Below are 24,508 nucleotides of genomic sequence, written 5' to 3' on the forward strand. Positions count from 1 at the left end.
GCGGTGCGGCGGCCGGGCAGGCCGCCGCACCGCCGGACGGGGGTTTTCAGCCCTGGTGGCGGGCGGTGTCGCGGCGCGCGCTGCGGCGGATCACGGCCGGGCCGTCGGCGGACCGGGACGCCCCGGCCTCGATGTCCTGCGCGACGGCGGCCACGGTCAGCCGCTCCAGCAGCCGCTTGACCGACAACTCCACCTTCAGCTCGTCGCGCAGCCGGGTGACCAGCTGCAGGGCCAGCAGAGAGTCGCCGCCGAGGTCGAAGAAGCCGTCCTCGACGCCCACCGGCTCGACTCCGAGCACCTCCTGCCAGTGCGCGGCGACCCGCCGCTCCAGGTCGGTGCGCGGCTCGGCGTACGGCTGGGCCAGCGCCGGGCGGCGGTTGAACGTCGCCCCGCCGGTGGCCGGAAGCGGGCTCGCCGCAACCGGGCTCGCGGGAACCGGGTTCGCCGGGACCGTGTCCTGGTCGGCGGGCCGCTGACCGACGATCAGCGCGTGCGCCGTGAAGGACTTCTCCTGCGGCACCTCGGGGTAGGACGCGACGTTGCCGAACCCGGTCTCCGCCAGCAGGTCGCGCCAGACGCCGGGTGTGACGAGCGGGGTGTCCTCGCGCAGACCGTCCTCGAAGAACCACCAGCCCTCGAACAGCCCCGCCGTGGCCACCGCGAACCGCGGCTCGCGGCAGGCCTCCAGCAGGAACAGCGCGCCGCCCGGCGCGAGCAGGCCGTGCACGTTCCGCAGCGTCGCCCGCAGATCGGGAGTGGCGTGCAGCACGTTGTAGGCGATCACCATGTCCCAGGCGCCGGTCTCGACGTCCTGCCCGGCGGGGTCCCGGGAGATGTCCAGGGTGCCGAAGGTCATGTGGTGCAGGCCCTCGTGCTCGGCGCGGCGCTGCGCGCCCAGGACGAACGCCCGGCCGAGGTCGGTGAAGCGGTACTCGACCCGGGGCACCTCCCGCAGCGCTTCGGCCACGGTCCAGGTCACTCCGCCCTGCCCGCCGCCGACCTCCAGGATCCGCACCGGACGGCCGGGGACCCTCGCGGCGAGCCGCGCGACGGTCTCGGCGATCAGGTCGCGGTAGACCCCGATGTCGCTGGCCGCCACCCACTTCTCGGCGACCGGCCGGCTGATGTCGGAGCGCCCGTCGGGCAGCAGCACCTCGGTGCCGGCGACCTCCCCGCCGACCACCTGTCCGTATCGGGCCCGGCAGTGCTCGACGAGTTCCAACTCGGCGACGTACTCGGGGTGGTTCTCGCGGATCGTCCGCTCGATCTTGGCAATCTCCTCGTCGTCGCCCGCGTCACCGGTGAAGCGGAGCCGGCCCTCCTCGCTCTCGGCGATGCCGTCCACCTCGAGGAGGTGCAGCAGGGCGTCGACGAACTTGCGGTAGGCGGGCACCGTGCGCAGCGCCCGGTGGATCCCGGCGCGGTCGTGGACGGCGCCGGGCTCGGTGGAGACACCCTGTGACCGCAGATAGGCCGTCACATGCAGGGCGCACAGCCGGTCGAGGAGCTCGCGGACCTCCACGGGCACCTCGTCGACCGGCAGGCTCGCGCGCAGGCGCTCCTCGGCGGCGCGCAGGGCCGCGTCCTCGGCCGCGAGGTTCACCGGGAACCCCCGCGAAGCCGGTGGTGCGGCCACGGGCTCCGCCGAGCCGCGGGCCGCGCGCTCGATCCAGTGCCGGGTGCGGGCGAAGGGGTAGCCGGGCAGCGGCACCCGCCGGGCGTCGCCCGGGGACGTACGGGGCGCGGCAGCGACACCGAGTGCCCACAGCCCGCCGACCGCCTCCCACAGCGCCTGTCCGTCGTCCACCTGGTCCGCCTTGGCGTGCCGCATCGCGGGCAGGACGGTGGCGGGGGCGCCGGACCGGCCCACGGCGTAACCGGCCAGGGTCCGGCCGGGACCGCATTCGAGCAGCACGGGGTCGCCCGCCTCGGCGAGCGCGGCCAGACCGTCGGCGAACCGGACGGTGCCGCGCATGTGCCGCACCCAGTAGGCGGGGTCGGTCGCCTGTTCCGCGGTGATCCAGGTGCCGGTGAGGTTGGCAACGTACGGGATGGCGGGGGCGCTCAGCGCGACCGCGCGGACCGCCGTGGCGAACTCCTCCAGCACGGGGTCGAGCAGCCGCGAGTGCGGTGCGGCGGCCAGCCGGACCCGGGAGCACTCCACGCCGTCGGCGGTCAGCCGCCGCTCCATCTCGCTCACGGCCTCCTCGGTGCCGGACACCGTGCACGCGCCGGGCGAGTTGACCGTCGCCAGGTCCAGGGCGAGTCCGTCGGCGAGGTACGGACGCAACGCGGCCTCGCCGAGCCAGACGCTCAGCGTGGCACCGCCGGCCCGCAGCATCAGCCGCTCGCGCAGACTCACCAGGCCGAGCGCGTCCTCCAGGGACATCACTCCGGACAGCACGGCGGCGGTGTACTCGCCGAGCGAGTGCCCGAGCAGTACGGAGGGCCGCACGCCCTGCTCGGCGAGGAGCGCGGCCAGCGCGTGCTCGACCGCGACCAGCGCGGGGAAGTCGAAGGGGACCTCGCACGGGCCGTCAGCCGTGGCCCGGTGGTAGAGCAGTTCGGTCAGTTCATGACCGAGCAGGGGCCGCAGCGCGGCGGAGGCGCGGTCCATGGCGTCCCGGAAGACCGGCTCCGAGCGGTACAGGCCGGCGCCCATGCCGGGGTACTGCGCACCGCCGCCCGGCAGCAGGAAAGCCGTCCGCCGGCCCTCCGCCGGGACCGGGCCCGCGGCCGCGCCCGGGTGCCGCAGCGCCTCGGCGGCCTCGACGGCGTCGCGGCACACCACCGTGCGGCGGTAGGGGAGTTCACGGCGGCCGACCCGCAGCGTGTGCGCGACATCGGCGAGCGGCGGCACCTGCTCACCGGCCAGCCGATCGGCCAGACCGGCGGCGAGCCGGTCCAGCGCCTCGGGGGTACGGGCCGACAGCCGCAGCAGCTGCCAGGAGCCGTCGTCCCCGGCACGCGGCTCGGGCCGCGGCGGCTCCTCGACGATCACATGGGCGTTGGTACCGCCCACGCCGAAGGCGCTGACCCCGGCGCGCAGCGGCGCGCCCGGGGCCGGCTCCCAGTCGATGGTCTCGCCGTGCACGCGGAACGGCGTGGCGGGGAAGTCGATGGCGGGGTTGGGCGTGCGGAAGCCCACCGTTCCGGGTATCCGGCGGTTCCGCATGGACAGCACCACCTTGATCAGCCCGGTGACTCCGGCGGCCGTGTCGGTGTGGCCCACGTTCGACTTCACCGAGCCGAGGGCGCAGAACCCGGTGCGGTCGGACCTCTCCCGGAAGGCCGCCGTCAGCGCCGCGACCTCGATGGGGTCGCCGACCGGTGTGCCGGTGCCGTGGGCCTCCACATAGGTGAGGGTGTCCGCGGGGACGTCGGCGGCCGCGATCGCCTCCCTGATGACGTCCGTCTGGCCCTGCGGGCTGGGGGCGCTGAACGCCGGCTTGCGGGTGCCGTCGTTGTTGACCGCCGAGCCCCTGATGACGGCCCAGATCCGGTCGCCGTCGGCGAGCGCGTCCTCCAGACGGCGCAGTACGACGGCCGCGACGGCGTCGCCGCGGATCGTGCCGCGGGCGTCCGCGTCGAACGCGCGGGTGTGACCGTCGGGGGAGAGGATGCCCTGCTCGACGTAGCGGTAGCCGCGGTACGCCAGCGGGTTGAGGGAGGAGCCGCCCGCCAGAGCGGTGTCACAGCGGAAGTTCAGCAGCTCCTGGCAGGCCATGTGCACGGCGACCAGCGAGGTGGAGCAGGTGGTCTGTACGCACACGCTCGGCCCGGTCAGGCCCAGCTTGTACGACACGCGCATGGTCAGCGCGTCGGGCACATTGCCGGCCTTGGCGGCGAGCAGCTCCAGGGAGCCGGGCGCGTCGCCGTAGCGGGGGTGGATGTGGTCGAGGAAGTACTCGCTCTGGCTCACGCCCGCGTACACGCCGATCTGCCCGCCGCCGCGTGCCGGGTCGTAACCGGCGTGCTCCAGGGCGTGGTGGCACACCTCCAGGAACATGCGCTGCTGGGGGTCGATGAGTTGGGCCTCGCCCGGCACACAGTCGAAGAAGTCCGCGTCGAACAGCTCGATGCCGTCGATGGTGGACGCCAGGCGGATGCGGTTCGGGTCGGTCAGCCCGGCCTCGTCGCCGCCGGCCGCGCGGTACTTGTCGTCCGGGACCGGTCGGGTGCTGTGGTGCCCGGCGGCCATATTGCGCCAGAACGTCTCGATGTCGGGTGCGTCGGGCCACCGCCCGGCCATGCCGACGATCGCTATGCTGCCGAACTCGTCCGCCGCGCCGGAGGGCTGCGGGTCGATGGGCTCAGCCATGGTGAGGGGTGTCCTTCCGGATCGAGGCGGCCCGGCGGCGGGCCTGGTGCTCGCGCCGCTGCCGGGTGCGCTGATCGGCTTCCGAGGAGGTGGCCCCGGTGCGCTCCCGGCCCGCCAGATGAGCGGCCAGGGCGGCGGGGGTGGGATGGGTGAACAGGTCGGCGATCTCCAGCTGGTGGCCCAGCCGGCTCTCGACGAGGGTGCGCAGGGTGACCAGGAGGATGGAGTGCCCGCCGCGTGCGAAGAAGTCGTCGTGCGGTCCGATGCCTTCGGTCTCCAGCACCTCGCCCCACACGGCGACGAGCCCGGGCACCAGCTCTGCCCCGGCTCCGCCGGGCCGTGCCCCGTCCGCACCGCCGGGCGCCGCCGCGGCGGCGCCCGCGGCCGTCACCGCGCCGTCGCCGGGCAGCGCCTCCACGGGCACGACCGTGCAGGGTACGGGGGTGCCGAAGCGGTCCGGCACGGTGTCCGGCCGGGTCCCGGCCGGATGCGGTGCGGCGTCCTCGCACGGCGTGGTGCGGCCCGTGAGCCGCAGCAGCGGCCGGGCGGGGGCGGCCAGCCGGGCCCGGACGAAGGGCGCCGCCGGGTCCAGGCCCACGAGCGTGTACGGTCCGCCGAGACCGAGGGCCACGGGCAGGGAGCCGAGGGCCTCGCGCGGCATGAGCGAGCGGTAACCCTTGGCGGCGGTGAGGGACTTGAGGGGGTAGTGGTGGCTGATGCCGGTGTCGTCCCACATGCTCCAGGCGATGGTGTGGGCGTCGAGGCCGAGGTGGCGTTGGTGGGTGGTGAGGGTGTCGAGGTAGGCGTTGGCGGCGGAGTAGGCGGCGGCCATGGCGCCGCCGAAGTGTCCGTTGACGGAGGAGAAGGTGATGAACAGGGTGCCGGGTCGGTCGCGGAGGGCTTCGGTGAGGACGGTGGCGCCGGTGGTCTTGGGGCTGAGCACATCGGCCCACTGCCGCTCCGTCGTCCTGGCCACCGGCCGGTCGGCGGTGCGCCCTGCCAGATGCCAGACGCCGTCCACCGGCCCCGCCTCGTCCAGCGCACGGCGCACGGCCTCCGGGTCCGTGACGTCGACGACGGCGTACCGCACCTCGCCCAGCGCCCGCAGTTCCCGGAGCACCGCGGCGCGGTCGGCGTCGTCCGCAACGGGCGTACGGCCGAACAGGGTGAGCCGCGCCCGGTGGCGGGTGATCAGATGCCGGGCCAGTTCGGCGCCGACACCGCCCAGACCGCCGGTGACCAGGTGGTGTCCGCCCTCGCGCAGGGGCGGTTCGACCGCCTCGCCGCCGGGCGCGGGCGGCTTTGCCTCCGCCAGTCGGCGGACGTGGCGCTCACCGCCGCGCAGCACGACGTCGGTCTCCGCCGGCACCGTGGCCAGCTCCCGGAACAGCGTCTCGGCCGCGCCGTCGCCGGCCGCGACGTCCGTCCACCGGGCGGTCAGCCAGGGCAGCTCCTGCGCCGCACTCCGCACCACCGCGGCGGCCGCGGACCTGTCCGGTGAGGCGGGTTCCTCCCCGGGCAGGGCCGCGCTGCCGGTCGCGGCGATCTCCAGGTCCACCGGGCTGTCCGCCCCGTGCCGGGCGGCCAGCGCGGTCACCAGGTCGCCCACGGCGCGGACCTGACGCAGTGCCGCCCCGGAGTCCAGCGGGTCCGCGGGTGCGGCACCGACCCGGGTGAGGTCGACGACCCGGCGCACCGCGCCGACGGCCGCCGCGAACGGCGCGGGGTCCTCCAGGACCGTGCACCGGCCGCCGGCCCCGGTGATCAGGGCGGCGAGTCGGCCGGCCACGGAGCGGCCGGGGTCGGCGAGCACCAGGGTGTGCCCCTCGGTGAACCGGTGCGGGTCCCCGGCCGGGCCGTCGGCCCGTTGCCAGACCGGCCGGTGGAACCAGTGGGGCACCGTCCGCTCGTTGCCCAGCAGCAGATCGGTCTCCCGGATCACGTCCGCGTACGCCCCGGCGGCGAAGCGGGAACGCAGCGCCGACCGCTGGATCTTGCCGATCTCGGTCTTGGGGATGTCGCCGGTGGCCACCGGCACGAGATAGCCGGGCCGCACTCCGGTCTGCGCGGTGACCTTCCCCGCGATCTCCGCCAGGGCCCCGGCCCGGTCGGTGCCGGACCGCAGGGAGAGGAAGACCGCGAGCCGGTCGGTGGTGTCGGCCGGGGTGCGCACCGCGACGGCGGCGCTGAACGAGCGTTCCACGGCGGGGTGTTCCTCGACCACCGCCTCGATGTCGTGCGGATGCAGATTGTGGCCGTTGACGATGATGGTGTCCTTGGCCCGACCGGTCAGCGTCAGCTCGCCGCCGCGCAGGAAGCCCAGATCGCCGGTGTCGTACCAGCCGTCCTCGGTGAACGCCTCCGCGTTGTGCTCGGGAGCGCGGTGGTAGCCGTCGGTGACGGCGGGGCCCCGCAGCTGGAACCGGCCGACCGTGCCCTCGGGCACCACCCGGCCGTCCTCGCCGGTGATCCGGATGGAGCAGCCGGGGTAGGGGCGGCCGAGGTTGACCACGGTGTCGTCGTCCGTGGTGCTCTCCCGCGTCAGGACGGCATGGGTCTGGCCGGAGCAGGTCTCCGCCGCTCCCCACACCGGCTGCACGGCGTCGCCGGGGAGCCCGTGCGGCGCGAGGGCCGTCAGGAAGCGCCGTACGGTGCGCGGCACCACGGCCTCTCCCGCGTTGAGGCACATCCGCAGCCGTGCCAGGTCCCAGGCGCGGTCCGGGGGCGCGGTGGCCAGGTGGTCGACCACCAGCCCGTAGGCGAAGTTCGGCGCCCAGGTGGAGGCCGCGCGGTAGCGGGAGAGGGCGTCGAGCCAGCGCAGCGGGTCCTCCAGGACCCAGGAGGTCGGGGCGTGCACCTGACGGGCACCCAGCACGAGATCCCGGATGTGTACGTGCACCACACCGCCGACGTGGTCCAGGGGCATCCAGTTGAACGACGGGTCCTCGGCGGTGAGTCCGTTGAGGCGGATCACCCCGGCGGTGCGGGCCAGGATGTTGCGGTGCCGGAGCTCGACGGCCTTGGGCCGCCCGGTGCTGCCGGAGGTGAGCATGAGCAGCACCAGCTCGTCCGGGGCCGCGGTGTGCCAGTCCTCGTCGGCCGCGCCGTCCAGCAGTGTGCCCAACTCGGCCACCCGGTCCGTGCCGAGCAGTTCGGCGATGCCCTCGCCGGACCCGGTGGAGCCCAGCACCAGCGGACGGCCGAGGGCCTCCCAGGCGCCGGTGAGACGGGTGGCCTGGGCGGTGCCCGGGGCGTGGCCGCCCGGCGGCACGGCGAGCGGGACCGCGACCATGCCGCCCAGCGCGCAGGCCCAGAACCCGGTCACGAAGTCGCGGGTGGAGGCCAGTTGCAGCACGACCTGATCGCCCGGGCCCAGGCCCAGGGCCCGCAGCCCCCGCAGGCCCCGCGAGGCCTCGCGCGCCAGCTCCGCGTATGTCTGCCGGTCCTCGGAGCCGTCGGCCCGCAGATGCACTAGGTCGCCCGGTCCGGCGGCGGCCCGCCGCAGGGCGGTCACCAGGTCGGTCAGGTCCAGGGGAATGAGCTCGGGGCCGTGCACGACCGAGGGTGTGTCCGCGGTCGGCCGGCCGGTGTCCGCCGCCGTGTCCGTCCCGGACGACCCGGCGGGCACCGACCCGGCGGCCAGTCCGCCGGGGATGTCGCCCAGATGTATCCGGCGGGGTGCCGGGGCGGGGGCGTCCTCGATACGGACGGCCGCCTCTCCCACCCGCGGATCGGCGGCGAGCCGGGCCTGCCAGGCGGCCGCGGCCTCCTCGTCGAGCACCGGAAGGGACTCCAGGGCGGCCGTGTCCACCGCGCCGTCGGCCGTACGCGGCAGGGCGGACACCAGCACGGTGTGCACCGGCAGCGCGGCCGGGACGGCCCGCCGCGCCGCGTCCGTCACCTGCCGGCCGGTCAACGGGGCTTCGGGCACGGCGCACACCACAAGACCGGTGTCACGGACGAGCACGGCGCAGTCGTGGACGGAGCCCAGCGCCCGTACCGCCGCCTCGGCACGCGCCGCCGCCTGCCCGGCCCGGGCGGCACCGCCGCCCAGGGCGGACAGCCGCAGATCCGGGCTATCCGCCGCGGATTCGGCGATCCGGCACAGCAGGTCGGCGAGATCCTCCGCCGTGCCCGCCTCGAACAGGTCCGTGCTGTACTCCAGGGCGACATCCAGCCCGCCGGGAGCGCCGTCCGGGTCCTGCCGTTCGGAGACGTTGAGGAGCAGATCGAACTTGGCGGCGCCGGCGTGCGGCCGCTCGGGCAGCACCTCCTCGCCGGCCATCCGCACCGTCGCGCCCGCCGCACCCTGGAGGGCCATCGCCACCTGGAACAGCGGGTGACGGCCCGCGGCCCGGGGCGGGTTGAGGTGCTCCACGACCCGGTCGAACGGCACGTCCTGGTGGGCCTGGGCGGCGATGTCCGTCTCCCTGACGCGGTCGAGCAGTTCGGTGAAGGCGGGGTCGCCGGAGGTGTCGGTGCGCAGCACCAGGGTGTTGACGAAGAAGCCGACCAGATCCGCCAGGGCCTCGTCGTCCCGGCCCGCCCAGGGGGTGCCGAGCGGGATGTCCGTACCGGCCCCGGCCCGGGTCAGCGCGGCGGCCCAGGCGGCCTGGAGCGCCATGAACAGCGTCGCGCCGCGCCGCCGCGCCAGATCGGCCAGCGTCCGGTGCGTACCGGCCCCGAGCCGGCGGTGCACCAGCCGTCCCTCGCCGCTGGGTTGGCTGGGGCGGGGGTGGTCGTAGGGGAGGGGGAGTTGGTCGGGGAGGTCGGTGAGGGTGGTGTGCCAGTGGTGGAGTTGGTGGGCTGCGGTGCTGGTGGGGTCGTTTTCGTTGCCGAGGAGGGTGTGCTGCCAGAGGGTGTAGTCGGGGTATTGGACGGGGAGTGGGGTCCAGTTGGGGGTGTTGTTGGTGGTGCGGGCGGTGTAGGCGTGGGCGAGGTCGCGGCCGAGTGGGGTGAGGGACCAGCCGTCGGCGGCGATGTGGTGGACGACCAGGACAAGAACGCTGCCGGCGTCGGTCAGATGGAAGAGGTGGGCGCGCAGCGGCAGTTCCGCGCCCAGGTCGAACCCGATGCGGGAGGCCGAGCGGATCTGCTCCGCCAGCCAGCGGGCCGGGATCTCGGAGACGAGCAGGTCCGGCCGGGCCTGACCGGCTTCCACCACCTCTTGGCGCGGACGGCCATCGTCGTCGGGGAAGAGGGTGCGCAGTGCCTCGTGCCGGGTGACGACATCGGCCAGCGCCGCGCGCAGCACCTCCGCGTCGAGCCGCCCCTCGAAACGCAGCACCAGCGGGATGTTGTAGGTGGGGCCCGGCCCCTCCATCCGGTTGAGGAACCACAGCCGGGACTGGGCCAGGGACAGCGGAACGGGCTCCGGCCGCTCGACCGGCACCAGCGGCGGCCGCGACGGGGCGGCGTCCTCGGCCGGTGCGGCCCGCCGCTCGGCGAGTGCGGCCAGACCGGCCACCGTCGGCGCGGTGAACAGGTCCGAGACGGCGAGCTCCAGGCCCAGGACGGAGCGCAGCCGGCCCACGAGCCGGGTGGCCAGCAGCGAGTGCCCGCCCAGGGCGAAGAAGTCGTCGTCGCGGCCGACGCCGTCGACGCCGAGGACCTCGCACCAGACGTCGGCGATCGCCTGCTCGGTCCCCGGCGCGGGCCGCTCACCGACGTCGGCACCGGCCCCGGAGCGGCCCGCGAGCCGTTCCCGGTCGGGCCGTCCGTCCGGGGTGAGCGGCAGCGCGTCCAGGGTCTCCACGACGCAGGGCACCGGTGTGCCGAAGGGGTCCGGCAGAGCGTCCGGCAGCGCCGGGTCCGGCGTACCGGGGCTGTCCGGCGTACCGTCGGCCACGCGGTATCCGGTCAGTTGCTGAAGGGGCTCGGCCGGGGAGGCGAGGTGGCTGCGCACCCAGGGTGCGGTGGGATCCAGCCCGACCAGGACGTGCGGCAGCCCGTGGCGCAGCGCGACCGCCAGGGAGCGCACCCCGTGCCGGCGGCCCAGGATCCGGAAGCCCCGGGCCCTGGTGAGGGCCTTGTGCGGGTAGTGGTGGCTGATGCCGGTGTCGTCCCACATGCTCCAGGCGATGGTGTGGGCGTCGAGGCCGAGGTGGCGTTGGTGGGTGGTGAGGGTGTCGAGGTAGGCGTTGGCGGCGGAGTAGGCGGCGGCCATGGCGCCGCCGAAGTGTCCGTTGACGGAGGAGAAGGTGATGAACAGGGTGCCGGGTCGGTCGCGGAGGGCTTCGGTGAGGACGGTGGCGCCGGTGGTCTTGGGGCTGAGCACATCGGCCCACTGCCGCTCCGTCGTCCCGGTGACCGGGCATTCCACGAAGTGCCCGGCCAGGTGCAGTACGCCCGCGAGTTCGCCGTACGCCTGCCGCGCCTCCACCAGCGCGTGGCGCACGGCCTCCGGGTCGGTGACGTCGGCGACGGCGTACCGCACGTCCCCGAGCGCGCCCAGTTCGCGCAGCACCGCGGCGCGGGCGGGGTCGTCCGCCACCGGTGTGCGGCCGAGCAGGGTGAGCCGGGCACCGCACTCGCCCAGCAGATGGCGGGCCAGCTCGGTGCCGATGCCGCCCAGACCGCCCGTCAGCAGATAGTGGCCGCCCGGGGTGAACACCGGTGCGTCCCAGCCGTCCCCGGCCTCGGGCGCGGGCAGCGGGGCGAGCCGGTGGATCCAGCGCGCGCCGTCCCGCAGGGCCACCTCCGGGTCGGCGGCCGGGCGGGCGATCTCGGCGTACACGCTCCGGGCCGTCCGGGCGGCGTCCTCGGGCCCGTCCGCCGCGTCTTCCCCCGGGCCGAGGTCGGTCCAGCGCCCGTCGAGCCACGGCAGCTCCTGCACCGCGCTCTTGAGCACGGCGAGCGCCGCCCCCCGCTCCGGCCGCACCGGTTCGCCGTCGTGGACCGCGGCGCTGTGCCGGGCGACGACCTCGACGGACACCCGCCGCTCCTCGTCGGCGCGGGGAGCGAGCGCCGCGAGGATCCCCGACAGACGGGAGACGGCCGCCGTCGTGTCGCCGGGGCGCGGCAGATCACCGCCGTCGGCCGGGACGTCGAGCAGGCTCAGGTCGACGACACGGTCGACCACCCGGTCCGGCTGCCCGGCGCCGAGGTCCTCCGGCCAGGCGGCCACGGTGACGCGGCAGCCGTCCGCGACGAGCAGCGCCTCCAGCACCTTGGCGACCGTGCCGTCCGCGTCGGGCAGGACCACGGTGTGCCCGCCCGCCGTCGCGGTGGCGTGGACGGCGTCCTCCCGCCGCCAGACCGGCCGGTGGAACCAGTCCGGGATGGTGCGGTCGCCGCCCAGCAGCAGATCGGTGCGCCGGATGATGTCGTTGAAGTGCCCCTCCTCCAGCCGCTGCCGCAGCAGCGTCCGCTGCACCTTGCCGATCTCGGTCTTGGGGATGTCGGCGGGGGCGACCGGCACGACGAAGGCGGGGGCGGCGCCGAACTCGCGCGTCACCCGGCCCGCGATCTCCGTGAGGAGCCGCCGCTCGTCGGCGCCCGGCGCCGGGCAGAAGATCACCGCGACCTCGTCCGTGCCGGCCGCCGCCGACGCGCGGACCGCGAGGGCCGCCGTGTACGAGCGCAGCACCCCCGTGGTCTCCTCCACCACGGCCTCGATCTCGTGGCTGGGGTGGTTGACGCCGTTGACGATGATGACGTCCTTGGCCCGCCCGGTCAGGTGCAGTTCGCCATCGCGCAGGAACGCGAGGTCTCCGGTGCGGAACCAGCCGTCCTCGGTGAAGGATTCGGCGTTCTTGTCCGGGGCGTTGTGGTAGCCGGGCGTCACGGAGGGGCCGCGCACCTGGAAGTGGCCCACGCGTCCCTCGGGCAGCACCCGGTCCCGGTCGTCCACCACCCGGATCGCGAACCCGGGGTAGGGCTTGCCGCAGCTCACGTACCCGTCCTCGGCGCCCGCCGCGGCCGCGAAGGCGGTGTCGGTGACCGCCGAGGAGGTCTCCGACATGCCCCAGGCGGGGTGCAGCGCGCCCGGGCGGACACCGAACGGTTGCAGCTGCGCGAGCCACTGGCGCGCCACCCGCGGTACGACGGCCTCGCCCGCGTTCATGGCCAGCTTGAGCGCCGACAGATCCCAGGAGCGCCCCGGTTCCTCGGCCACCCGCGCGTTCACCAGCCCGTAGGCGAAGTTCGGCGCCCAGGTGACCGTCACCCGGTGCCGGTCCATCACGTCCAGCCAGCGCAGCGGCTCCTCGGTGACCCACGAGGGAAGGGCATGGATCTGACGGCAGCCCAGGAACACGTCCCTGATGTGGAACATCACCACACCGCCGACGTGGTCGAGCGGCATCCAGTTGAAGCTGGTCTCCTGTCCGGTGAGCCCGTTGTGCCGCGCGGTGCCCGCCGAGCGGCTCAGCACCATGCGGTGGGTGACGGGCACGGCCTTGGGCAGCCCCGTGCTGCCGGAGGTCAGCATCATCAGCGCCGCCTCGCCGGGGTCCGGCCGGTGCCAGTTGGTGGCGGCCGGCGCGCTGCGCAGCTCGTCGACGGACAGCACCTCCAGCCCGGACCAGCCCTCGTGGGCGGCCCGTTCCCGCAGCTCCGCGGCCTGGCGCGGTCCCGTGGCGATCCGGGGACGGCCGAGCGCCCGCCAGACGTTCGCCACCTTCTCCAGCTGCGGTGAGGCCTCCCGGTACGAACCGGGCACGCTCATCGGCACCACGGTGACACCGCCGGCGACGCAGCCCCACAGCACGGTCAGGAAGTCCTCGGTGCCGTCGAACTGGAAGATCACCATCTCCCCGGGGCGGACCCCGCGCGCCCGCAGTCCGCCGAGCACCCGGGACGCCTCCTCGGCCAGCGCGGCGTACGATTGCCGGTGCTCGGAGCCGTCCTCGCGGATGTGGACGATCTCGCCGTCACCCCGTGCGGCGGCCCGCAGGGCCTCGCCGAGACGGGCGTACGGCGGCGGGTCGAGCCGCGGGCCCTCGCTCACCGAGGGAACCGCGCCGGGCAGCTCCGCGCCGTCCGGAACCGTCTCCCGGGACCCCTCGTCCCGCGGCTCTTCCTGGGGGACGGGGGCCCCGGCGGCCGGGCCGGTGCCGGGCAGGCCCCCGAGGTGCAGATGGCCCACGGCGGGCGGGGCGGCGTCGCGGACGACAACGGCCGCGGCGGCGGTGCCGGGAGCCCGGGCGAGTTCCCGTTCCCAGGCGGCGGCCAGACCCTCGTCGAGCACCGGGAGGCGGTCCAGCGCCCCGGTGTCCAGCGCGCCTCGGGACGTCCGCGGCAGGGAGGCGACCAGGACGACGCGGAGCGGGCCGGCGGCGCGGGGCAGCGCGGGCCGCGCGGCGGCCGCCAGCCGGCCCCGGTCCACGGCGGCCCCCGGTACGACGTGGGCGACCGCCTCCAGGGCACCGGCGGTCGAACGGCGCACCCGGACCACGCAGTCGCGCACCCCGTCGGCGGCGAGCAGGGCCCGCTCCACGGCGGGGGCGCACGCCTCCCACTCGGCCTCCTCGGCCGCGTCCAGCAGGGGCAGCCGGGACAGCGGCAGCCCCGGCGCCCGCACCGCACCGGTGAGCAGCCGCACCAGCCGCGCGACGAGCCGTTCGACGGTGCCCCGCTCGAACAGCTCGGTGCTGTACTCCACGGTTCCCTCGAGTCCGTCGGCCGAGCCGTCCGCCGTCCACCGCTCGGTGAGGGACACCATCAGGTCGAACCGGGCGGTGCCGATGCCCCCGGGGTCCAGGCGCACCCGGGTGCCGGCCATCTCCACCTCGGTGTGGGCGTCCTCGGCGTTCTGGAGCGCGAGCATCACCTGGAACAGCGGGTGACGGCCCACGGCCCGGGGCGGGTTGAGGTGCTCCACCACCCGGTCGAACGGCAGCCGGCTGTGCGCGTGCGCCGCCAGGTCGGTGTCCCGGACGCGGTCGAGCAGTTCGGCGAAGGCGGGGTCGCCGGAGGTGTCGGTGCGCAGCACCAGGGTGTTGACGAAGTATCCGACGAGGTCGGTCAGCGCCTCGTCCTCGCGGCCCGCGGTGGGCGTGCCGAGCGGGATGTCCGTGCCCGCGCCGCAGCGGGTGAGGGTGGCGGCCCAGGCGGCCTGGAGCACCATGAACGGCGTCGCCCTGTGCTGCCGCGCCAGCTCCGCGAGGCGACGGTGGAGCGCGGCGTCGACACGGAAGTCGACGGTGTCCCCGGCATGACCGGGTTGGCTGGGGCGGGGGTGGTCGTAGGGGAGGGGGAGTTGGTCGGGGAGGTCGGTGAGGGTGGTGTGCCAGTGGTGGAGTTGGTGGGCTGCGGTGCTGGTGGGGTCGTTTTCGTTGCCGAGGAGGGTGTGCTGCCAGAGGGTGTAGTCGGGGTATTGGACGGGGAGTGGGGTCCAGTTGGGGGTGTTGTTGGTGGTGCGGGCGGTGTAGGCGTGGGCGAGGTCGCGGCCGAGTGGGGTGAGGGACCAGCCGTCGGCGGCGATGTGGTGGACGACCAGGACAAGAACGCTGCCGCTGTCGGCGTCGGCGTCGGCGTCGGCGTCGGTGTCGGCGTCGGTCTCGGTCTCGGTCTCGGTCTCGGTCAAATGGAAGAGGTGGGCGCGCAGCGGCAGTTCGGACACGAGGTCGAAGGCGTGCCGGACGGCCTCCCGCCGCAGCCGGGCCAGATCCGCCTCGGCGGCCTCCGCGACGTGCAGGACGGGCCGGGCGGCCGGGGCGTCCGCGGCCAGCACCTCCTGGCGCGGCTCACCGTCCTCGTGCGGGAAGAGGGTACGCAGCGCCTCGTGCCGGGCGACGACATCGGCCAGCGCCGCGCGCAGCGCCTCCGCGTCGACCGGCCCGGGGAAGCGCATCACCAGCGGGATGTTGTAGGTGGGGCTCGGGCCCTCCAGCCGGTCGAGGAACCACAGGCCGGCCTGGGAGGGGGTGAGCGGGATGCGCGCGGGCCGCCGCTCGGGTGGCACGGCGACGAGCGCCGGGCGGTCCGCGGTCCCCGCGGCGCGCCCCGGCAGGAGCTCGGCGATCCCCGCCGGGGTCGGGGTGCCGAAGACGGCGGCCATCGGCACGTCGGCGCCGGTGGCCGCGCGCAGCCGGCCCACGAGCCGGGTGGCGAGCAGCGAGTGCCCGCCGAGGGCGAAGAAGTCGTCGTGGGCGCCGACCGTCCCCTCCGGCAGTCGCAGCACCTCCTCGTAGAGCCGGCAGAGAAGGGCCTGGGCCTCGGTGACCGGGGCGTGGCCGTCCGCGGCGGCGGCGAAGTCCGGTGCGGGCAGGGCCTCGGCGTCCAGCTTGCCGTTGGCGGTCAGCGGCAGGTCGGCCAGGAGGACGCAGGCACCGGGCACCATGTGCGCGGGCAACCGCTCGGCCAGATACGCGCGCAGGTCCGACGGATCCGGGGCACGGCCGGGTGCGGGCACGGCGTAGGCGACGAGCGTCCGGTCACCGTCAGCGGCGCCGTCACGGTCACCGGCGGACCGGGCGACGACGACGGCACGGGCGACGTCCTCGTGCGCGGCCAGCGCCGCCTCGATCTCGCCCGGCTCGATCCGGAAGCCACGGATCTTCACCTGCTGGTCGGCGCGCCCGGTGTATTCCAGCGTGCCGTCCGGCAGCCGCCGGGCCAGGTCGCCGGTGCGGTACATGCGCGTGCCGGCCGGGCCGAACGGGTCGGCCACGAACCGCTCGGCCGTCAGCTCCGGCCGGTTCAGATAGCCGCGTGCCAGACCGGGCCCGGAGACATACATCTCGCCCGTCCAGCCGGGCGGGACCGGCCGCAGGCAGTGGTCGAGGACATACACGCGCAGATCCGGCAGAGGGGTGCCGATGACGCTGCGCGGCCGGTCCTCCCCGACGAGCGCGAGGGTGATTCGCTGGAACGTGACGTGCACCGTCGTCTCGGTGATGCCGTACATGTTGACCAGTGCCGGTGTCTCGTCGCCGTACCGCTCGGTCCACGGGCGCAGCCGGGCGGGCTTTAGTGCCTCGCCGCCGAAGACGACGTACCGCAGGGCGAGGGGCTCGCCCGGGACCTCGCGGTCGGCCTGGATCAGCTGCTGGAAGGCGGACGGCGTCTGGCTGAGGACGGTGACGCGCTCACGGCGCAGCAACTCCAGGAACTCGTCCGGCGCGCGGGTGACCGGCTGCGGGACGACGACCAGCCGGCCGCCGTGCAGCAGCGGCCCCCATATCTCCCAGACGGAGAAGTCGAAGGCGTAGGAGTGGAACAGCGTCCACACGTCGTCCGGGCCGAAGGAGAACAGCCCGGCGGACGTCTCGAAGAGCCGGACGACGTTGGCGTGCGGGATCACCACGCCTTTCGGGCGGCCGGTGGAGCCCGAGGTATGGATGATGTACGCGGCGTCGTGCGGGGTCAGCGGGGCGCGGAGATCGCCGTCGGCGAGGTCGGCGGGGGAGTGACCGGCGAGGTCCCGTTCGGTGTCCTGGTCGCCGAGGACGATCGCGGCGGCACCGGTGTCCGGCAGCGCGGGCGCGGTCCCGACGTCCGTCACCAGCAGCGTCGGACGCGCGTCCTCGGCCACGGTGCGGATGCGCTCGGCGGGGTAGCCGGGGTCCAGCGGCAGATAGGCGGCGCCCGACTTGAGGACGGCCAGCAGGACGGTGACCAGTTCGGCGGAGCGCGGCAGCGCCAGGGCCACCACATCGCCCGGCCCGGCACCGCGCGCCACCAGAAGCCGGGCGACGCGGTTGGCGCGGGCGTTGAGCTCGGCGTACGTCAGGGCGGTGCCCTCGTGCGTGACGGCGGTCGCGCCGGGCGTCCGGGCCGCCTGGGCCTCGAACCGTGCGGGGAGGGTCGCGTCGGGTGCGGGAGAGGCTTCCGGATGGGCGGCGTACCCCGGGTCCTCGCCGGGCAGCAGTAAGGACAGCCCGGCGACATCCGGCGCGGGGGCTGTACCCGCTGCCTGCGCGGTGCCTGGCTCCTCGGCCGTGCCCGCGGCATCGGTGAACTGCCGCAGCAGCGACAGGAAACGGGCCTGGTGCCCGGCGAGCCCCTCCTCGGTGTAGAGCGCCGGATTCGCGGCGAAGGCGATGTGCAGTCCGCTGCCACCGCGGCCGGGCCGCAGGGTGACGGACAGGTCCTCGACCGGGCCGCCCGTCAGGTGGTGGAAGGTCGAGCGGTGCTCGCCGAAGTGCGGTTCGTTGTCGAACGGCACGAGGTTGACGACCGGCCCGTGCAGCCGCCGGTAGCCCCTCAACAGGTCCAGATCGCGGCGCAGTTCTTCCGCCCGGTAGCGCTGGTGCGCGCGGACGGCACGCAGCTCGGCGGCCACGTCGCCGACGAGCCGCGCGAGGCTCGTACCGGGACGCACGGTCACGCGCAGCGGCAGCACATTGGAGACCGTGCCGGGGGTCCGCAGCGCGGCCGAACCGGACCGGTTCATGGTGGGCACGCCGAGCACGATGTCCTCGGCACCGGTGACCCGGTGGACGTACGCGGCGGCCGCCGCGAGGAACAGCTCGGCCCGGCCGGCGCCCAGGCGGGCGGCGGCGGCCGTGAGCCGTTCGGCATCGGCCGACGAGAGGGTGGTGGCGCGGCGCAGGGAGGTGGCCGACGGCGGCGCGGTGCCCTCCGCCAGGCTCACGACCTCGGGCGCGTCCGCGAACCGCGCGCTCCAGAAGGCGCGGTCCTCCGCGAGCCGCTCGGAGTCGCGGTAGGCGGTCTCCTCGTCCAACAGCCTTGTCAGGGAGGGGAATCCGCGTCCCGGGTCCCGCCCGGCCTCCAGCGCGCTGTAGATCTCGGCGACGCGCCGGACGACGAGGGTGTACCCGTAGCCGTCGAGCAGGATGTGGTGCGCCCGCTGGTACCAGAGGAACCGGTCGGGCCCGACGGTGAAGAGGACCTCGGCGAACAGCGGTCCCTCGGTGAGACCGACGGGGGTGGCCAGGTCGGCACGCATCCATGCCTCGGCCGCCGCGCGGGGGTCCGGTTCGGCGCTGACGTCCACGCGGTGCAGCGGCCAGTCGTGCCCGCACCCGTCGCCGTTGTTGCCCGCACCGCCGTCGCCCGCGCGCGCGAGGAGGGCGCGGGGCCCGTCCTCGGTCTCGGTGAAGCGCAGACCGAAGGTCTCCGCCTCCGCTATCGCGCGCCGCAGGGCGGTCTCGAAGAGCCCGGTGTCCACGGGACCGGATATCTCCGTGTACTCACCGGTGTTGTAGGCCGCGTTCGCGGGGTCGAGCCGCTGGGCGAACCAGATGCCCTCCTGCGCGCCCGACAGCGGACGGGCGGCGTCCTCGGGAACAGGCATGTCACCAACCCTCAATAGGTGGGGAAATGTTCAGACCAAACTCCGGTTCGGAAGAGAGCCGGGGGAAGCACAAAGGAAGTCGGGAGACGCTTTTCGGGGGCGGCAACACGAGCGCCGCCGTGACGGGACGGTCCGTCCAGGGCCAACCCTGCATGAGGGGAACTCGGGCAGTCAAGCGAAACCTTGTTCGCGGCGTGTCCTTTACCCGGTGCCAACTTCCTTGATTTCAGCTTGAATCCGTGACATCGGTCGAGGCACGTTCGAGGCACACCGGGTGCCTCTTGAAAGCACGCGTCAACCCGGCTTCACTGAAAACGCGATTGCGCTTCAATGCCGTGCCGGTCCTCCGGCGCATCAATGGTTTTTGGCCACCGCCCGATCCGTCCGAGCAGGGTGCATGACAAAGTTGGAAACAGGAGCACACCGGCATCCCGGCCCTCCGAACTATGGGGGCGCCGACACCGTGAGAACAGCGAACGAACCCTGCCCGCCGACCGTCTCGGTTCTGCTGCCACGCGCCCAGGCGGGCGACCGCCGGGCCATGAACGACCTTCTCCTGCACATAGCGCCCTTCGTCCGTCGGCTGTGCCTCTCGATCTCCCGGCGGCACAGTTCCGACGCCGCACAGGAGGCGATGCTGGCCATCTACCGCGGTGTCGCGGGGCTGCGCGAGCCGTCCGCGTTCTACGGCTGGGTACGGGCCGTCACGGTGCGGGAGGCGGTGCGCACATCCAAGCGGCTGAGCCAGGGCCCGGCCGGTGAACTGCCCGAACTCGCCCAGGACGGCAACGCGTTGGTGGCCGTCCACATATCCGATGTGATGGACCGGCTGCCCAACCAGCACCGCCAGGTCCTGACCCTGCGCGCCGTCTATGGTCTGAATGAACAGGAGATGGCGGACACGCTGTCCGTGCCGGTCGGCACCGTCCGGTCCCGGCTGCACCGTGCCCGCCGCAACTTCGAGGACGCCTGGCACCAGCGGCCCGCCTGACCGTACCGGCCCTCACACGGCCGGCAGGAGTCCTCACCCGCCGCTCGCCCAGGGCGGTGGAAGCCCCCCACCTACAGATCATCAGGCCAGAAGGAGAATCGCACCATGGCACGGCCTCGGCATCCCCTCACCCTGCTGCGTGCCCTGACCGCTGACACCCAGCTCTCCTACGCGGAACTGGTGGCCGACACCCACGAGGCCCTGGGATTCGGGAAACTGCAAAGACGCCGGGAGAAGGTGTCCCGCTGGGAAACCCAGGGAATTCCGCCCGACCGCAGCACCCAGCTCGTCATCGCCCATATCCATCAGGTGCCCGAGGAAGAGGTGCAGCGCCTGGGATGGCCCCACTGGCTACATCTCGGCAAACCCGCCGCGCCGCGCGCCACGCGCACCGGTTTACGTGAGGAAAGGGGAGGAGGGGCGGGCGGCGCGAGAGCTGACGCGAAACGGTCGGACGGTTATCACGGCCGGTCCCGTCTCGCCGTCTCGGGAACGGCTCTCGTTTCCTTCGTGCGGGAAACGCTGGCCATGGTCTCCATGGCCCCGCCGCCGCCCCCGGTACCGGCGTGTATACATGCCCACAACGTCACCCCGGAAACCGCAGCCCTGTTAGAGGAGCGCGCGGCCTCGCTCTACAGCTTGGTCTCGGCCATCAATCCCGTTGCGCTGCACCGAGTGGCCCGAGCCGAATTCGAGTTGGCCAGGACATTGGTGACGGACAGCGGATACGACCTGGTGACCGGATCGCGCCTCCTTCTTGTTGTCGCCCGCCTCGGACACCTGTGCGGTGTTGTCAGCAAGGGCACCGGGGACGACGCGCGGGCCGCGCGCTACTACCTCGCCGCCGTCCGCGCCGCCGCCCGGGCGGGCGACAGCCTCATGACGGCCGTCTGCCTCGCGGACCTGGCCTGGTGCCATGCCGACGCGGGCGACCCCGACGATGTGCTCTCCCTCGTCAGGGCCGCGCGCTCACTCGCCCCCGAGCCCCCGCCCTCGCTCGCCGTCGTCCTGCACAGCAGGGAGGCCCGCGCCCACGCCCGGTGCGGTGAACTCATCGCCAGCGCCCGGGCCCTGGACCGCACCACCGGGCTCCTGGCCCGAAGCACGGATGGCGGGGCGGCCCCCTACCAGAACGTCGGGGACGCGTGGCTGTCCATCGCCACCGCCCGGGCCTGGCTCGACGCGGGCCAGCCGAAACGGGCCCTGGAGCACTTCGCCCCACTGCTGTCCGGCGTACGGCGGACGCCGCCGCGGGGCGGCGGCGACCCGGAGCAGCCGCCACTGCTGGTCGCCCGCGACCTGTTGTCCGTGGCCGACGCGCAACTGGCGCTCCGGGACGTCGACGCGGCCGTGGACAGCGCCCGTCGGGCGGTGTCCCAGTTCGACCGGGTCCCCACCGGTATCCTCGGTCGCTGTCGGCGGGCCTTCGCCTCCCACGCGGACACCCCGGCGGTGCGGGACCTCACCGACTTCCTGGCGGAGACCCCGGCCCCGGCGGCCTGACCGGACGGCTCGCCCGGCACCGGTCGCTCAGCCGGTCGCCGTCAGCATCCGTACCGCTTCCTCGGTCGCGGGGTCGTCGGGCAGATAGGCCAGAAAGTGGTGGCCGGGCTCCTCCACGGCGGCCAGCTTCACGTACCGCAGCCGCAGCGGACCCGCCACCGGATGGTGGAAGCGGCGCACCGCGGGCTGATAGCCGGCCGTCTCCCGCTGCTCGTACCAGTGGGCCGCGTGCGGATCGGCCAGCACCTCACCGACCAGCTCGGCGAACCGCGGGTCCTGCGGAACACGCGCCGCGCGGGCCCGGAACTGCCCCAGCAGGGCGCGCGCGTCCCGCTCCCAGTCCGCCAGCAGGGACCGAGCCGGGGGCCAACGGAACACCAGCCACAGCAGATTGCGCTCCTTGGGACGCAGCCGCGCAGGATCGGTGAGGAGAGCCGCGTACCCGGCGTTCCACGCGATCAGATCCCAGTGCGGGTCCAGGACCACGGCCGGATGCGGGTCCATCGTCCGTACCAGCGTCAGCAGGTTGGGCGACGCCCAGCTCGCTGCCCACGTGGGCGGTGCGCTCTCCTCGACGAACGACAGCACGTGGGCGGTTTCCACGGAGTTCAGCCGCAGCGCACGCGCCACCGACCGCAGCACCTGCTCGGAGGTGCCCACCCGGCCCTGCTCCAGCCAGGTGTACCAGGACGTGCTGATGCCGGCGAGCCCCGCCACCTCGGACCGGCGCAGCCCCGGTGTGCGGCGGCCAGGGGTGTCCGGCAGCCCCACCGTTTCCGGCTTCAGCCGGTCGCGGCGCGACCGCAGAAAGGCGCCCAGCTCCCGGCGGGGCGTGGTCGGCGCGGGCGTGCGCGCGGCGCTCATGGCGCAAGTTCCCCCGGTTCGCTGTCGTTGCCGTTGCTCGCGGTGCGTGGCTCGTGGCTCGTGGCTGTGAGCGATGGTAATAGTCTGCGGCCCCGTCCCCGGCCCGTCCGGTGGTGGGCTGATGGCATGCCGAGGAAATCCCGTCCGCACATGACACATGGCGGCTGCCCACCCGTTCCCGGACCGTCCGCCACCGGCCGTCCGCCGGTGGGCACACTGCCCGCCTCCACCCTGTGGCTGCTCCGCGCCGCCGGATTCACCAGCAACTTCGACCGCTTCTGCATCGCTCCCATGCTCGTGGTCATCGCGTCCCGGCTCGGGGTGTCCCTGCCCGCCGTTGTCCTCGCCGCCGGTGGCTACTCCCTGACGTACGGTCTGATGCAGCCGGTCTGGGGCCTGGCAGGTGATCTGCTGGGCCGGGTGCGGGTGATGCGGTTGTCCCTCACCGGAGCGGCACTGGCCGCGCTGTGTTCGGCTCTGGCACCCGGCGCACCGTCCCTCATCGCCGCACGGGCCGCCGCCGGTGGCTTCTTCGCCGCGTCCATCGCCGCCTCGCTGACGTACATCGGTGACACCGTGCCCGCCGGTGTGCGGCAGCGCCCGCTCAGTGAGCTGATGACCGCCTTCGCCCTGGGCACGGCGGTGGCCACCGCCGTGGCCGGAGCCATGTCCCACTACCTCAGCTGGCGGCTGGTGTTCGCCCTGCCCGGCCTCCTCGCCGGCGGTCTGGCCGTGGCGTTGCGCCGGCTTCCCGAACCGCCGCGCGAGCGCCCCTCCTCGCCACTCGCCCCGTTCCATGTGGTGCTGCGCTCGCGCCGACAGTGGTACGTCATGGCGGTCGCTCTGCTGGAGGGAGCCGTCCTGCTGGGCTTCCTCACCTATCTGGCACCCGCGCTCGAAGCACACGGTGTGCCCGTCGCCGTGGCCGGTGCGGTCGCGGCCCTCTACGGAGCCGGGTCCATGGCGGCGGCGCAGGCGGTCAAGCGTCTGGCCGGGCGCTGCACACCGGTACGGCTCATCGTGGCCGGAGGAACGCAGATGGCGCTGGGCTATCTGCTCGCGGGATGGGATCAGTCGGTGCCGACGCTCGTCGTCACGGCGCTGCTGCTGGGTGGCGGCTGGTCCTTCCTGCACTCCACCCTCCAGGCGTGGGCCACGGAGGTCCCGCCGCCCTCCGCCCGTGCGACGGGTGTCGCGATGTTCGGGGTGGCCCTGTACACGGGCAGCGCCCTGGCCAGTGGCCTGACCGCGCACGCCGCCGGTGCGCACGCCTACCGGCCGCTGTTCTGGCTGGCCGCGCTGCTGACGGTGCCGCTCACGGCCGCGGCCGCCGTGGGACGGGCCCGCTTCCGATAGACAGCGTGCGCTGCGCACGCATCAGTTTCGGAGTACCGCCGGCGCACGGACGGGGAGTGGGCCGACCGCGCCGAGTTCCTGGAGCACATCACCCACGTGCGCAGCCTCGTCGCCGACGGCCATGTCGAGGAGACCACCCTGATGCTCAAGGGCTCCGACGCGACCGCAACATCGGCAGCGCGGTGGGTTGTTCGGACAGGTTGGTGTCGCGCCGAGCCGCCCGCATCCCTGAGCCGCGGAGGCGGGGCCGTGGCGCGGGCGCTCCGGCGGCCCCGCCGCGTCGGGTGGCCGGAGCGCCTTCGTGCGGGTGTCCGGGGGCGGTTCAGCTCTGGACCGCTGCCGGGTCCATCCACACCACTTCCCAGGTGTGACCGTCGGGGTCCTGGAAGGACCGGCCGTACATGAAGCCGTGGTCCTGGGGGTCTCCGGCGGGCGTGCCACCCGCGGCCAGCGCCTTGTCCGCCAGCTCGTCGACCTTGGCCCGGCTTTCGGCGCTCAGACAGAGAAGCACCTCGGAGGTCTTGGTGGAGTCCGCGATCTCCTTACTGGTGAAGTCCTGGTAGCGCTGCTTGGTGAGCAGCATGGCGACGATCGTCTCGCTGATGACGACGCATGCGCAGTCATCCGTCGTGAACTGCGGGTTGATCGAGTAGCCGAGCTCGGTGAAGAACTTCTTCGAGGTCTCCAGATCATTCGTCGCGAGGTTTACGAAGATCATCTGCTGGTACACGGGCCGTCTCCTTCTTCGTTGTGGCGTTCCGTAGGGGTGGACTGCGCTGTCCCGCGGAACTCATCGCCCGTCGAAGAGAATCTTCGCGTCAGCCGGCGGGCTCGTGGCGGTCCAGCTCCGTGAGCGGCTGCCGCAGACAGGCCCGTGCCGCGGCGGTCTCCTTCTCGGGGAGCGCGGCGAAGAGCGTGCGGCGTAGGGCGCGCGCCCGGTGACCCGGGTCGGGTGAGGGCCTTCTGCCCCTGGGGGGGGCGAGCGTCAGCAGCGGGGAGCCGCGGTGGTCCGGGTCGCGCGTGTAGTGCGCGTGCCCCGTGGTGACCAGGTCACCTGTGGTGACCAGGTCATGGGCGACCGCCCTCCACCGCACGCTGCCGTCCCTGCCGCCCGCCGTCCGGGCGGACATCGTGCGCGCCGCACTGGCCGCCGGACCGGACGAGGAGGCGGGCCGCACCCTCGACACCGTCTCCGCGCCCCTCAGCCCCGGCCGGCGCTCACGGCTCTTCGAGGACCTCGGGGCGACGAAGCCGTAGGCCGTTCCGCCCG

The 24,508-nt window shown here is 74.2% G+C and carries 9 protein-coding genes; 4 read left to right on the forward strand and 5 right to left on the reverse strand.

The genetic code is table 11. From position 1 onward, the window contains the following. Nucleotides 1-46 precede the first annotated feature (46 nt). Together HUT19_RS34845 and HUT19_RS34850 are read right to left on the reverse strand one after the other, a co-directional pair. Entirely contained in the window at nt 47-4,321 is a 4,275-nt protein-coding gene (locus HUT19_RS34845; protein WP_176184346.1) for a type I polyketide synthase, read from the reverse strand. Continuing rightward, complete coding sequence (locus HUT19_RS34850) at nt 4,314-18,524, reverse strand: non-ribosomal peptide synthetase (protein WP_176184348.1); 14,211 nt, start codon at nt 18,522-18,524, stop codon at nt 4,314-4,316. Before HUT19_RS34850 ends, HUT19_RS34845 begins: the two co-directional genes overlap by 8 nt. Before the next feature lie 463 nt (nt 18,525-18,987). Between HUT19_RS34850 and HUT19_RS34855 the strand changes: the two genes are divergently transcribed. Both HUT19_RS34855 and HUT19_RS34860 read left to right on the forward strand, forming a co-directional pair. After that, entirely contained in the window at nt 18,988-19,515 is a 528-nt protein-coding gene (locus HUT19_RS34855; RefSeq protein ID WP_176184350.1) for an RNA polymerase sigma factor, read from the forward strand. A 105-nt stretch (nt 19,516-19,620) separates the two neighbouring features. Then, nucleotides 19,621-21,018 (forward strand): hypothetical protein, encoded by a 1,398-nt coding sequence (locus HUT19_RS34860; protein WP_176184352.1) that lies wholly within the window; start codon nt 19,621-19,623, stop codon nt 21,016-21,018. A gap of 27 nt (nt 21,019-21,045) precedes the next feature. Here HUT19_RS34860 and HUT19_RS34865 read toward each other — a convergent pair whose 3' ends face one another. Then, nucleotides 21,046-21,882, reverse strand: coding sequence for a helix-turn-helix domain-containing protein (locus HUT19_RS34865; RefSeq protein WP_176184354.1), 837 nt, complete (start codon nt 21,880-21,882; stop codon nt 21,046-21,048). Nucleotides 21,883-22,032: 150 nt separating this feature from the next. Between HUT19_RS34865 and HUT19_RS34870 the strand changes: the two genes are divergently transcribed. Then, nucleotides 22,033-23,238 carry an MFS transporter gene (locus tag HUT19_RS34870; RefSeq protein WP_254885942.1) on the forward strand — a complete coding sequence of 402 codons (1,206 nt, stop codon included), beginning with the start codon at nt 22,033-22,035 and terminating at the stop codon, nt 23,236-23,238. A gap of 322 nt (nt 23,239-23,560) precedes the next feature. On the opposite strand, the gene HUT19_RS34875 is transcribed toward HUT19_RS34870, so the two are convergent. Then, on the reverse strand, nt 23,561-23,968 hold the full coding sequence (locus tag HUT19_RS34875; protein WP_176184358.1) for a VOC family protein: 408 nt from the start codon (nt 23,966-23,968) through the stop codon (nt 23,561-23,563). An 88-nt stretch (nt 23,969-24,056) separates the two neighbouring features. After that, nucleotides 24,057-24,368: a hypothetical protein gene (locus HUT19_RS34880; protein ID WP_176184360.1), complete on the reverse strand. Its 312-nt coding sequence runs from the start codon at nt 24,366-24,368 to the stop codon at nt 24,057-24,059. Between the two features lies 1 nt (nt 24,369). Here HUT19_RS34880 and HUT19_RS44080 point away from each other — a divergent pair, with 1 nt between their 5' ends. Beyond that, nucleotides 24,370-24,495, forward strand: a complete 126-nt coding sequence (locus HUT19_RS44080; protein WP_303332266.1) for a hypothetical protein — start codon at nt 24,370-24,372, stop codon at nt 24,493-24,495. Nucleotides 24,496-24,508: the final 13 nt, after the last annotated feature.

The sequence above is a fragment of the Streptomyces sp. NA02950 genome (assembly GCF_013364155.1).
Taxonomy (GTDB): Bacteria; Actinomycetota; Actinomycetes; order Streptomycetales; family Streptomycetaceae; genus Streptomyces.